Source organism: Pigmentiphaga humi (assembly GCF_900606115.1).
Lineage (GTDB): Bacteria > Pseudomonadota > Gammaproteobacteria > Burkholderiales > Burkholderiaceae_B > Pigmentiphaga > Pigmentiphaga humi.
In genome coordinates this window covers 21,154-34,071 of record NZ_UWPJ01000034.1, presented here as the reverse complement: position 1 = coordinate 34,071, position 12,918 = coordinate 21,154, and the positions used below count along the sequence as shown (strand labels likewise).

Annotated in this window: 8 protein-coding genes; 5 read left to right on the top strand and 3 right to left on the bottom strand. The window is 67.2% G+C overall.

Annotation, left to right across the window (positions count from 1 at the left end):
- Positions 1 to 370: 370 nt before the first annotated feature.
- Together PIGHUM_RS20515 and PIGHUM_RS20510 are read left to right on the top strand one after the other, a co-directional pair.
- Positions 371 to 1,462, top strand: coding sequence for a porin (locus tag PIGHUM_RS20515; RefSeq protein WP_124081588.1), 1,092 nt, complete (start codon positions 371 to 373; stop codon positions 1,460 to 1,462).
- Between the two features lie 348 nt (positions 1,463 to 1,810).
- Complete coding sequence (locus PIGHUM_RS20510) at positions 1,811 to 2,872, top strand: porin (RefSeq protein WP_124081587.1); 1,062 nt, start codon at positions 1,811 to 1,813, stop codon at positions 2,870 to 2,872.
- Between the two features lie 147 nt (positions 2,873 to 3,019).
- Here the strand turns inward: PIGHUM_RS20510 and PIGHUM_RS20505 are convergent, their stop codons facing one another.
- Both PIGHUM_RS20505 and purL read right to left on the bottom strand, forming a co-directional pair.
- Entirely contained in the window at positions 3,020 to 3,988 is a 969-nt protein-coding gene (locus tag PIGHUM_RS20505) for an Rpn family recombination-promoting nuclease/putative transposase (RefSeq protein WP_124081586.1), read from the bottom strand.
- 124 nt (positions 3,989 to 4,112) lie between these two features.
- Complete coding sequence (gene purL / locus PIGHUM_RS20500) at positions 4,113 to 8,138, bottom strand: phosphoribosylformylglycinamidine synthase (RefSeq protein ID WP_124081585.1); 4,026 nt, start codon at positions 8,136 to 8,138, stop codon at positions 4,113 to 4,115.
- Between the two features lie 348 nt (positions 8,139 to 8,486).
- Here purL and PIGHUM_RS20495 point away from each other — a divergent pair, with 348 nt between their 5' ends.
- Positions 8,487 to 9,764, top strand: coding sequence for an FAD-dependent oxidoreductase (locus PIGHUM_RS20495; RefSeq protein ID WP_124081584.1), 1,278 nt, complete (start codon positions 8,487 to 8,489; stop codon positions 9,762 to 9,764).
- 57 nt (positions 9,765 to 9,821) lie between these two features.
- Positions 9,822 to 11,372, top strand: coding sequence for an NAD(P)H-hydrate dehydratase (locus tag PIGHUM_RS20490; protein WP_246013378.1), 1,551 nt, complete (start codon positions 9,822 to 9,824; stop codon positions 11,370 to 11,372).
- A gap of 44 nt (positions 11,373 to 11,416) precedes the next feature.
- Here PIGHUM_RS20490 and PIGHUM_RS20485 read toward each other — a convergent pair whose 3' ends face one another.
- Positions 11,417 to 12,154, bottom strand: coding sequence for an ABC transporter ATP-binding protein (locus tag PIGHUM_RS20485; protein ID WP_124081583.1), 738 nt, complete (start codon positions 12,152 to 12,154; stop codon positions 11,417 to 11,419).
- A gap of 28 nt (positions 12,155 to 12,182) precedes the next feature.
- Here PIGHUM_RS20485 and PIGHUM_RS20480 point away from each other — a divergent pair, with 28 nt between their 5' ends.
- The gene (locus PIGHUM_RS20480; RefSeq protein WP_124081582.1) at positions 12,183 to 12,902 is read left to right on the top strand and encodes an arylesterase; all 720 of its coding nucleotides are present in this window, start codon (positions 12,183 to 12,185) and stop codon (positions 12,900 to 12,902) included.
- Positions 12,903 to 12,918 lie beyond the last annotated feature (16 nt).

The window sequence follows — 12,918 nt, the reverse complement described above, 5'->3', positions numbered from 1 at the left end:
CAATCAGGGTTTTCCTTGATTGATCCCAAAAACCCCATGAATTCAGCCGTTTCCGGCAGTTTTCATGGGGTTTTCCTTTAATTTCGACACGATGCTCATCCGTGCAAATTCGAGCCTTCCGGTCCACAAGTTGCAATTAGGTGACAGAAAGTGAGACCTCCCCGCAAAACACTACAGGTACGGCGGAATTAGCTGTTGGCACCCCAGGGCCTTTCTGGTGAAATTCACCAAGATTTCTTCACAGCATGTGCAACCGCGTAGAAATCGCAAGCATGATCGGGGGGTTGCCTTCGGTAACGGAAACGGCAGCATTGTTTCCCCACCATCTCCCGATCTATTGAGTTACTCACTCCGCTGGAGACCTATTTAAATGAAGAAGACCCTTCTTGCCGCCGCCCTGCTGGCTGGCTTCGCAGGTGCCGCTCAAGCTCAAAGCAACGTTACCCTGTACGGTATCGTTGACGCCGGTTTCAACTACGCCAAGCTCGAAGGCAACAAGAGCCGCGTTGGTATCGACAGCGGCCTGATGGGCCAATCGCGCTGGGGTATCCGTGGTTCGGAAGACATCGGCAACGGCCTGAAAGCCATCTTCACGCTGGAAAACGGCTTCAACGCTGACGAAGGCACCCAACTGCAAAGCCGCCTGTTCGGCCGTGCCGCCTGGGTGGGCCTGGAAAGCGCCTCCGCCGGCCGCGTGATCTTCGGCCGTACCACCAACCTGGGCTTCGCCTGGGCTGCTGGCATCGTCAACCCGTTCGGCCTGAGCTTCGGCACGTCGACCGTTGGCAGCACCTTCGGCTACAACGACGCCGATCTGGGCGCCGGCCGTGCCGACAACGCCGTCTACTACTTCTCGCCCCGTTTCTCCGGCTTCCAGGCCGGCATTGGCTACAGCTTCAACATCAACGGCCAAGAAACGATGAACACCAAGGCCAATAGTCGTCTGCTGGACCTGGGCGTGCAATACGCCAACGGCCCCCTGAAGGCCGTGCTGACGTATCAAATCGTCGATCCGGTCAGCCAGACCGCCGGCGGTACCGCTGTTGCCAACAACGGCAAGTTCAAGAACCTGACCCTGGGTGCCAACTACGACTTTGGCGTCGTGGCTGTCTACGCTGGCTACGCCAACGCGAAGAACATCAACAACCCGGGCGCCTGGAACGGTGCTGCTGCCTACTCCGGTACCGGCTACACCAGCGGCGCCACCAGCGCCAACTTCACCAAGGACAACGCCTGGACCCTGGGCGTGAGCGCCCCGATCGGTGGTGCGGCCAAGGTTTACGCCGCCTACCAGAAGGCCACTCAGTCCAAGGTCAAGGGCTTCGCTCTCGGCGCCACCTACGATCTGTCGAAGCGTACCAACCTGTACGCCTACTTCGCCCAGAACGAAGTTCGCCAGTGGACCACCAACCGCGACCTGGATGCCCGCCAGTTCGCCGCCGGTCTGCAACACCGCTTCTAAGCACAGCCTGCCGGCCTAGTCCGGCATGCACGGAGCCCTCGGGCTCCGGTGCGATCAAGCTTGAAACCCCGCCTCGTGCGGGGTTTTTTATTGGCAGCCTCCCAAAACGCAAAAAAAGTGTCCAAAAGCTACCTCGCAAGCGCATCCGTTGCCTTCATGGCGAAACGCGTGAAATCCGTCTCGTCCTCGCGACTAGCTTGCAAATCGCAATAATTTTGATTGATTGGCCTCCCCCGGGCTTTCTGATGAAATTTCCCTCAGGTTTCCTGGCTGGCCAGCCAAGCCGGGAGATTGGAATCGATTGTTTTTCTGCTCATCGAAAGCTGAGTTTTTGCCGGAGGTCAATAAATGAAGAAAACGCTACTCGCAACCGCCCTGCTGGCGGGTTTCGCAGGCGCCGCACACGCCCAGTCGTCTGTCACCCTATACGGTTTGGTGGACGCGGGCTTCAACTGGAGCAAAGAGGACGGTCGGACTCGCAAGGGAATCGATAGCGGCCTGATGAGTCAGTCGCGCTTCGGGATGCGCGGTTCGGAAGACCTGGGCAATGGTCTGAAGGCCATCTTCACGTTGGAGAACGGCTTCACTACCGACACCGGCACGGAAACCCATGGCCGCCTGTTCGGCCGCTATGCCTTCGTCGGCCTGGAAAGCGCCCAGGCTGGCCGCCTGACGCTGGGCCGCACCACCAACTTGGCCTTCATGTGGGCCGCCGGCATCGCCAACCCCTTCGGCCTGAGCTTCAGCAGCGCCAGCATCGGCAGTACTTTTGCCTATAACGATAACGTCATGGGCGGAGGTCGCGTCAATAACTCGGTCTACTACTACTCGCCCTCGTTCGCCGGCTTCCAGGCCGCCGTCGGTTATAGCTTCAACGCTTTCGCGCCTATCGGCGGCACCGACTCGGAACTTCCCGAGAGCGGCAGGAACAACCGCATGATCGACGCCGGTGTGAAGTATGACAACGGCCCCCTGAAAGGCGTGCTGACCTATCAGCAAGTCGAATCGCCGGTCTCCGGCTCCAATACCTTCAGGAACCTGACCGCGGGTCTTAGCTACGACTTCGGCGTTGCCGCCGTGTACGCCGGCTATGCGCGGGCGCAAAACATCACGACGGGTTATCTGAACAACTATAACCGGGTCGTTGTCGCTCCCGGGACCACTCCATTCACCAAAGACAACGCCTATACGCTGGGTGTGAGTGCCCCTGTCGGCCCCGGCAAGATCTACGCCGCCTATCAAAAGGCTACCAAGTCCAAGGTGGACGGCTGGGCGGTCGGCTATACCTACGACCTGTCTAAGCGCACCAACCTGTACGCGTTCTTCGCGGACAACGACGTGCGCAACTTCGCCGAAGACCGCGACATGACCTACCGCCAGTTGGCCGTGGGCCTGCAGCACCGCTTCTAATCGATCGAAGCCCCTGGAAAACCGCCGCAAGGCGGTTTTCTTTTTTCAGCTTGGGCTGCCCTGCGTTTTCCCATCTGCCGGCACACCGCGGACGCAACAGGCCTCAGCCGCGGAACACCTCGTCCAGGTTGGACGCATCCAGCACATTCAAAGCCCAGGCATCCAGTTCGCCATCGGAAGCACCGGCCAGGCGTTCGCGCACGGCAACCGGCAACGGACCGAAGCGCGCACCAACTGCTGCTCCAGCAGCCGCGCCTTGCCCTCCTGCAGCCCTTCCCTTCGGCCTTCCCTTCGACCTTCCTTGCGGCCCTCTTCTCGGCCTTCCTCCCGCCCAGCTTCAAGCCCTTCCTGCTTCCAGCGCAGGCTCCAATCGATCTTTTCGGCAGTGATCATCGCATCGAACTCCTGCAGATTTTCCACTTTGGGCATCCTAACACCCGGTGCCCGATCCGGCAGCAGCACTTCGGTCAGCCACGCCGTGAACGCCCGTTCCAGTTCTTCCAGCGCCGTCCCCCGCAGGCGCCGCACGAGTCCCCGCAGCGCCTGGCGCATCTGGTCCTCGTCGGCCGCATGCTCCAGCCGGAACAGCAGCGTGGCCAGGTTCTCGGCAGGCAGACTACCGTGCGCCAACAATGCCCCTTCGTCCAACAGCAAATAACGCAGTTGCGGCACGTACGGCTCGAGCCCCTGCGCCTGCGCAATCAACTCGGACACCTGCTGGGACGCCCTCCATCGCGGCACGCCGTTGTACAGCACGATGGGCAGCATCGGCGGCAGCCGCCCGTCGCCTTGCGCGCCCTTGTGCCGCAGGATGTCTTCGTATTCCAGCCCGACATAGGTCAGTGCACGCAACGCCATGTAGGGATCGCTGCGCGACTGGAATTCCAGCAGCAGGTATACGTACACCCAGTCCCCGTGCCGGCTGCGCACCCGCCAGAGCATGTCGCTGGCCCGGCGGCGGCTGCCCCGCGGGGCCACGTGTTCGGCGTTGAGCCGCTCCAGGGTGGAGAAGTCGGCCTGGGCCACCCATTCCTGGCGCACCACGCCTTGCAGCAGTTCGGCCATCATGGCCGGATGGGAAAAGAGGCTACGGTAGGCGCTGTCGTGACGGGACACGGAAGACTCGGCGGAAAGACGAACGGGAAGCGCCACTCTAGCGAGCTTCCGCCCCTCGCGAATCTGCCTGAAACTGTCCCATGGGACAGTTTCGTCATACTTTCCCCATCCCCTACCAGTAGGGCTACACCCAGCGCCGCGCGTTGCGGAACATGCGCATCCACGGCGAGAACTCGCCGCCGCTGTCCTTCTCGCCCCAGGAGGCCGGGCTCCACGACATCTGCACGTTGCGGAACACCCGTTCCGGGTGCGGCATCAGCGCCGTGAAGCGGCCGTCGGCGGTGGTCACGCCTGCCAGGCCGCCCGGGCTGCCGTTGGGGTTGTGGGGATAGGCTTCGGTGGGCTTGCCCGCGTGGTCGACGAAGCGCATCGCGGCCAGCACCGATCCGGTCTTGCCCTGCTGCGAGAAGTTCGCGTAGCCCTCGCCGTGCGACACCGCGATGGGCATGCGCGAGCCAGCCATGCCGTCGAAGAAGATGGACGGCGATTCGGGGATGTCCACCAGCGAGAAGCGCGCCTCGAATTTCTCCGAGCGATTGCGGGTGAAGCGGGGCCAATCCTGCGCACCCGGGATCATGGGCGCCAGCGCGGCCAGCATCTGGCAGCCGTTGCAGATGCCCAGCGCGAAGGTGTCGCCACGGCCGAAATAGGCGGCGAACATCTCGGCCAGCACCGGGTTGTACTGGATGGTCTTGGCCCAGCCTTCGCCGGCCCCCAGCACGTCGCCGTAGCTGAAACCGCCAACCGCCACCAGGCCCTTGAAGTCGGCCAGGTCCACCCGGCCGCCCAGCAGGTCGGTCATGTGGACGTCCCAGGAGGCAAAGCCGGCCCGGTCGAAGGCGTAGGCCATCTCAACCTGGCTGTTGCAGCCCTGCTCGCGCAGGATGGCCACGCGCGGACGTGCGCCGGCAGCGATCATGGGCGCGGCGACGTCTTCCTGCGGATCGAAGCCGACCTTGGGCGCCAGACCGGGATGGCCCGCGTCGTCCCATTGGTCGAACTCGGATTGCGCGCATTCGGGGTTGTCGCGCAAGGCCATGATGCGGCGGCTGACCTCGCTCCAGGCCTTGCCCAGCTCGGCGCGCGGCTTACCCCAGATGCGCTTGGCATCGCGGTAGAACTCGATCTCGTCACGGCCGTTGGGCTCGCCTATCACGTGCGAATGCGCCGACAGGCCGGCGCCGCGCAGCACTTCCATGACCGCGTTGCGGCTGGCGGCCGGCACTTGGATGACCGCGCCGGCTTCTTCGGCGAACAAGGCCTTGATCGTCAGCTCGTCGCGCTGCACCGAGACTTGCTCGGGGCGGATCTTGAAATCGCCCCAGTCGGCGGCGTGGGGATCGAGCGTCAACATGTCGAGGTTGATCGAGACGCCGGTATGGCCGGCGAAGGCCATTTCGCACACCGTGGCGAACAGGCCGCCATCGGAGCGGTCGTGGTAAGCCAGGATCACGCCGCTGTCCGCCAGGGTGCGGATGACGGCGAAGAAAGCGCGCAGATCGTCCGGCGCGTCGATATCCGGCACGGCCTGGCCGACCTGGCCGACGACCTGCGCCAGCACGGAGCCGCCCAGGCGATGCTTGCCGCGCCCCAGGTCGATCAGGATCAGCGTGGTGTCGCCCTGATCGGTGCGCAGCTGCGGCGTGAGCGTCTTGCGCACATCGTCGACCGGCGCGAAGGCGGTCACGACCAGGGACACGGGCGAGACCACGCGGCGGTCTTCGCCCTGCTCGTTCCAGCCCGTGCGCATGGACAGCGAATCCTTGCCCACCGGGATCGCCAGGCCGACCTGCTGGCACAGCGTGCTGACCGCGCTGACGGTGTCGTACAGCGCCGCATCCTGTCCGGGTTCGCCGCAAGCAGCCATCCAGTTGGCCGACAGCTTGACGTCTTCCATGCGCGGCACCGGCGCGGCGGCAAGGTTGGTGATGGCCTCGGCCACCGCCATGCGGCCCGAGGCCGGCGCGTCGATCACCGCCAGCGGGGTGCGTTCGCCCATGGCCATGGCCTCGCCGCGCATGCCGCTGTAGTCGGCCAGCGTGACCGCGCAATCGGCCACCGGCACTTGCCACGGTCCGACCATCTGGTCGCGCGCGGACAGGCCGCCCACGGTGCGGTCGCCGATGGTGATCAGGAAAGTCTTGTTGGCGACCGTGGGATTGCGCAGCACGCGCAAGGCCACGTCGTCCAGTTCCAGGCCCACGACGTCCAGCGGCTCGCCCGCGCCGGACTGACGCGCGACGTCGCGCTCCATGCGCGGCGGCTTGCCCAGGATCACGTCGATCGGCACGTCCACCGGACGCGCGGTCTTGGCCCAATCGGCCGCGGCCACGTCTCCGGCGCCGAAGCCTTCGCCGTTGACCACGCGCAACTGGCGCTCCTCGGTGGCCACGCCGACCACCGCATAGGGGCAGCGCTCACGCCCGGCCATGGCGTCGAAACGCTCAAGGTCCCGGGGCAGGATGGCCAGCACGTAGCGCTCCTGCGATTCGTTGCTCCAGATCTCGGCCGGCGACAGTCCCGACTCTTCCAGCGGCACGCGCTGCAGGTCGAACACCGCGCCGCGGCCGGCGCCGTCGACCAGTTCGGGGAAAGCATTCGATAGCCCGCCCGCGCCGACGTCGTGGATGGACAGGATGGGGTTGTCCGCGCCGAGCTGCCAGCAGCGGTCGATGACCTCCTGCGCGCGGCGCTCGATCTCGGGGTTGCCGCGCTGGACCGAATCGAAGTCCAGGTCGGCCGTATTGCTGCCCACACCCATGCTGGACGCGGCGCCGCCGCCCATGCCGATGCGCATGCCGGGTCCGCCCAGCTGGATCAGCAGCGCGCCGGGAGGCAGGTCCAGCTTGTGCGTATAGCCGTCTTCGATGGTGCCCAGGCCGCCGGCGATCATGATGGGCTTGTGGTAGCCCCAGCGCACGCCGCCCGCGGTCTGTTCGAAGGTGCGGAAATAGCCCAGCAGGTTGGGACGGCCGAATTCGTTGTTGAACGCGGCGCCGCCTATCGGGCCCTCGATCATGATGGACAGCGGCGAGGCGATGCGGTCGGGCGCGCCGTGGCCCTCGTGTTCCCAGGGCTCGAGTGCATCGTCGAAGCGCAGATGCGACACGGTGAAGCCGGTCAGGCCCGCCTTGGGCTTGGAGCCGCGGCCTGTTGCGCCCTCGTCGCGGATCTCGCCGCCCGCGCCGGTAGAGGCGCCGGGGAACGGCGAGATGGCGGTCGGGTGGTTGTGGGTCTCGACCTTCATCAAGGTGTGCACGATGGCTTCGCGCTTGCCGTACTCCAGCCCTTCGGCGCCCGGCTGCACGTGGAAGCGTTCGGCCTTGCCGCCGGCCATGACCGCGGCGTTGTCCGAATAGGCCACTACCGTGCCTTCGGGCTGGGCCTTGTGGGTGGCGCGGATCATGCCGAACAGCGTGTTGTCCTGGGCCTGGCCGTCGATGACCCACTGCGCATTGAAGATCTTGTGCCGGCAGTGTTCGCTGTTGGCCTGCGCGAACATCATCAGCTCGACGTCGGTGGGATCGCGGCCCAGGCCGTTGAAGGCCTCGACCAGATACTCGATTTCGTCGTCCGACAGGGCCAGTCCCATGGTGCGGTTGGCCGCCACCAGGGCGGGCGCGCCGTCGGCCAGGAGCGGCACGGTCTGCATGGGCTTGCCGGCCAGCGTGGCGAACAGCGGTGCACCGTCGAACCCCCCATCGACCACGGTCTCGGTCATGCGGTCGTGCAAGGCGCCCGCCAGCGCCGCCAGTTCCTGCTCGGCCAGCGGCTTCGCTCCCCCCAGCAAGCCGCGCTTCTGCGTCAGCGTATAGACCGCGCCGCGCTCCACGCGCCGCACCTGGGCCAAGCCGCAGTTGTGCGCGATGTCGGTGGCCTTGCTGGCCCATGGCGATACCGTGCCAAGGCGCGGCACCACCAGCAGTTCCAGGCCCTGCTGGACCGCAGGCGCGGGATCGCCATAGCGCAGCAGGTTCTCCAGGCGCTGCCGCTCATCCGCGGACAGTTCGCCTTCCACGGACACGAAGTGCACGTAGCGGGCCGCGACGTCCGTCACCGAGGCGTTCAGGGATTGCAGCCGGCGCAACAGGCGGTCGCGGCGGAACGAGGAAAGGGCAAGAGGGCCGGGCAGGCGCAGGATGGAGGCCACGATAGGAAGCGGAAGCGGAGGAAATCACGGGGAAAACGCAGCGGGGAGCCGCGTGCCAATCCATGATTTTACTTCGTACTGCCGGATAGGGGAAAACCAGTCCACGCGTTCACCGGCCGCCGCCCCCCTGTCACCTGAAACGGCACTGTCCAATCCAGGGCACCGCGGATCCGGCCGGAGGGCGCGCGTCAGCGCATAGAGGGAGTTCATTGCCCGTAAAACCACACCGGCCGGGATTTTTTCCCACGGCCACGCCGGCTGCCGCGTAAAATCGCGTGCCCGCCGCAGCGGGCAAGGTGCGCCGGCCACGGCGCATGGACAACAGCAAGGCGGGGCAGGTTTTTTTCTATGCATGTGATTGTGATCGGTGCCGGCATCGTCGGGGTATGCACCGCGTATTGGCTGAACCGGCACGGCATGCAGGTCACGGTCCTGGACCGCCGCAGCGGCATCGCGCAAGAGGCGAGCTTCGGCAGCGCCGGCCTGGCCGCCGCGGATCACGCCGCGCCGTGGGCCTGTCCCGGCATGCCGCGCCACCTGGCTTCCTATATGTTCAAGGCCGAGCAACCGGCGATGCTGCGCCCGGCCATGGATCCCCGGCACTGGGGCTGGCTGCGCGCCTGGCTCAGGCAATGCCAGGCCGAGCGCTATGCCGGCAACCTGGGCGCCATGCAACGCCTGGCCCGCTACAGCCGCACGTGCTTCGCCGAACTGCAGGAACGCCATGGCTTCGAGTACGAACGCCGCAACGGCACCGTCCAGTTGCTGCGATCGCAGCGCGATGTGGAACGCAGCAAGCCCGCACGCCAACTGATGCAGGAGCATGGCATCCCGCACCAGTTGCTCACGCCCGAACAGGCCATCGCGCTGGATCCGCATCTGCGCGATGCGAGCCGGGTGGGCACGCCGCTGGCAGGCGCCATCTACTATCCCGGGGACGACTCCGGCAACTGTCCGCTGTACGCCCGCCTGCTGGCCGCCGAATGCGAGCGCAACGGCGTGGTCTTCAGGTTCAATGCCATGGCGCGCCCGACCCAGGACATTCGCGGCGCGGTCGCGGGCGTGCAACTGCACGACGGCCAGGCGCTGGCGGCCCAGGCCGTCGTCATGGCCAATGGTTCGGACGCGACGGCGATGCTGGTCAAGCTGGGCGTGCGCGCGCCGCTGCTGTCCATTACCGGCCACGCGGCCACGGTGCCCCTGCGCGACGATGCGATCGGTCCGCGCCGCGCCTTCATCGACCAGGCCTACGGCGTCAGCTTCACGCCGCTCGGCCACAGGCTGCGCATCGCCAGCACGACCGACCTCGGGGGACGCCGCCCCGGCACCCACGACAAGGCCCGGCGTACCCTGGCGCGCGCGGCGCGCGACTGGCTGCCCGGCGTCCTGGACTTCTCGCGCGCGACCTGGTGGTCGGGCGCCTGCGCCACCACGCCGGACGGCCCGCCCATCCTGGGCAGGACCCGCCTGCCCGGCCTCTACCTGAACATCGGCCACGGCGCCCACGGCTGGGGCATGGCGCCCGGCGCGGGACGCATTGTGGCGGATGCCGTGGCGGGCCGCGAGCCCGGAGAGCCCCTCGACGGATTGGACATTGCCCGCTACGCGCGCAAGAATCGGGGCTGACGCTCCGCCTTCGCCGGCGGCCTTTCGAGTCTTGCTTCCCTGCAGCCGACCCTCACCGTGCACGCTCCCGCCCACTTCCTGTTCCGGACGCCGTCGATCCGCCTCGTCGAGCGCGAAGCGCTCGCCTCTCTGCCCGCCCACACACTGATGCGCCGCGCCGCCTGGGCGGCCGCGGACCTGGTGGCGCAGCGCTGGCCCGAAGGCGCGATCGTCATCCTGTGCGGGCCCGGCAACAATGGCGGTGACGGGGCGATGCTGGCAGCGCTGCTGCATCAGGCCGGACGGTGCGTGCGCGTCTGGGCGCTGCCCCATGCCGCGCCGCCGCCCGACGCCGCGCAGGCCTGGCGCGAGCTGCCCGAGGGCCTGCTGCAACCGGGCGATCCCAGCCAGCTTCATCCCGAAGGCAAGCCTCCCGCCCTGATCGTCGATGCGCTGTTCGGCATCGGCCTGTCGCGTCCGCTGCCGGACCAGGCGGCGCGCTGGGCCGGCTGGGCCCGCCTCACGCAAGCCCCGGTGCTGGCGCTCGATGTGCCGAGCGGCCTGGACGCCGATACGGGCGTCGCGCAAGCCGCCAGCATCGTGGCTACCCATACCCTCACCTATATCGGCGACAAACCCGGCCTGCACACGCGCGGCGGCGGTGATCATGCCGGTACGGTCGGCGTTGCCGACCTCGGCCTGTCCGAGCGGCTGGCGCACCACGCGCACGGAGCGGGCAGGCTGATCCAGGCCAGCGATTGCCCGGCTCTTTTCACGCCGCGCGGCAACGATACCCACAAGGGCAGCTACGGCACGCTGGGCCTGATCGCCGGTGCGCCCGGCATGGCCGGCGCCGCGCTGCTGGCGGCGCGTGCCGCGCTCTACGCGGGCGCCGGCAAGATACTGGTCGGATTGGCGGAGCCAGACTCCTGCTCGCTGGCTTGCGACCCCCTGCATCCGGAGCTCATGCTGCGGCCGGCGGGAGACCTGCTCGCCCAGGCCGGCAGCCTCGGGGTGACATGCTGGGTCGCCGGCTGCGGCATGGGCACGGGAACCGCCTCGCACACCTGGCTGGCGCAATTGCTCACGCGGCTCCCCGGCGAGCAGCCGCTCGTGCTGGACGCCGACGCTCTCACGCTGCTCGCCGGAGATCCCGCATTGGCCACCATGCTGGTCAGCCGGCATACCCCAGCCATCCTGACCCCGCATCCTCGCGAAGCCGCCCGCCTGCTCGGCACCGGCACCGACGCCATCCAGGCCGACCGCATCGCCGCAGCGCAAGCGCTGGCGGCGCGCTATCGCGCATGGGTGATCCTGAAGGGTGCGGGCACGGTGGTCAGCTCCCCCACGGGGCAATGGTCCATCAATGGCAGCGGCAATGCCGGCCTGGCCACCGCCGGCACGGGCGACGTGCTGGCCGGAATGCTGGGGGCGCTGCTCGCGCAAGGACTGGCGGTGGACGATGCTGCGCGCGCAGGCGTCTGGCTGCACGGCGCCGCGGCCGACGAACTCGTGGCGCAAGGCACGGGGCCGATCGGCCTCACCGCTGGCGAAATCGCCCCTGCCGCACGCCTGCTGCGCAACCGGGGCCAGAGCGACGCGCGCCGCGGCCCTGGCGCGTCGGCATGAGCGGCGGCCGCGTCACGACCACTTCCCTGCCCCCACGAACCTGGTCACGACACCTCTGCCGCCGAATCGCGCACCAGCCTGCCGCCCGCCACGACCAGTTGCCGCGCGCAGCGCTGCGCGAGCTTGGCGTCGTGCGTGACCAGCAGCAGCGTGGTGCCACGCTCGCGGTGCAATTCGAACATCAGGTCGATGATGGCATCGCCGGTCGCCGAATCCAGGCTGCCGGTGGGCTCGTCGGCGAACAGCAGCGCAGGCTCCACGACAAAGGCCCGGGCCAGCGATACGCGCTGCTGCTCGCCGCCCGACAACGTCTTGGGATAGTGCCGCAAGCGCTCGCCCAGGCCGACCCGTTCGAGCATGGCCGTTGCGGCCGCGCGCGCATCGCGCCCGGCCAGTTCGAGCGGCAGCATGACGTTCTCCAGCGCCGTCAGATGCGGCAGCAGCTGGAAAGACTGGAATACGAATCCCACGTGGCGCGCCCGCAGCTGGGCGCGCTGGTCCTCGTCGAGCGCGTACAGATCCTCGCCGGCCAGTTGCACGGAGCCCGAAGTGGGCACGTCCAGCCCTGCCAGCAAACCCAGCAGGGTCGACTTGCCGGACCCAGAACTCCCGGTAATGGCTACGGTCTCTCCAAAGTCGACCGTAAAATCCACGGCATCGAGTATCGCCAGTTCGCCGCTCGAATCCGCTACCCGCTTGGTCAGGGAGCGCACGGCGATCGCCGTGCGGGCCGTAGGCTCGGTCCGGACGCTGCCGGGCTGGGATCGGGTCGTTGCCGTCATGATGGGATCGCTTGAAATAAGGAAAGACATGATAAAGCCTTGCTCGAAGCCGCCGTCCGTTCCTGCCGGCCAGTTCGCCGGCAACCGGCGGCGCGCGTTCGTGGCGGCATGCTGCCTGGCGCTGGCCGGCGCCTTGCCTGCAGCCGTGGCACAGACCGTCACAACGCCACGGAGTTCCGCGCCCGTGCTGCTAGTGCTTGGCGACAGCCTGTCGGCAGGCTACGGCCTTCCGCGCGAAACCGGCTGGGTGACGCTCCTGGAGAAACGGCTGCGGGAACGCGGTCACGCCTACCGGGTGGCCAACGCCAGCATCAGCGGCGACACCACCAGCGGCGGCGCCAGCCGCCTGCCGGCCCTGCTGGCGCAATACCAGCCCGGCATCGTCGTGATCGAGCTGGGTGCCAACGACGCGCTGCGCGGCCTGTCGCTGCAGATGACCGAGGCGAACCTGGACAAGATGGCTGCGGCGGCACGCCAGGCAGGCGCCCGAGTCCTGCTGGTGGGCATGCAGATACCGCCCAACTACGGACGCGCCTACACCGAACGCTTCAAGCAGCTCTACGCCGAAGTGGCCCGTCGGCAGAAAGCCGCACTCGCGCCCTTCCTGCTGGAAGGCGTCGCGCAGCATGTCGAGATGTTCCAGGCCGATCGACTGCACCCGACCATCCAGGCGCAGCCGCGCCTGCTGGAAAATGTCTGGCCCCATCTGGAGCCGCTGCTGGAGGAAAGTTCACCCTCCGCCCGCTGATGCGGGTAGAAGGTGG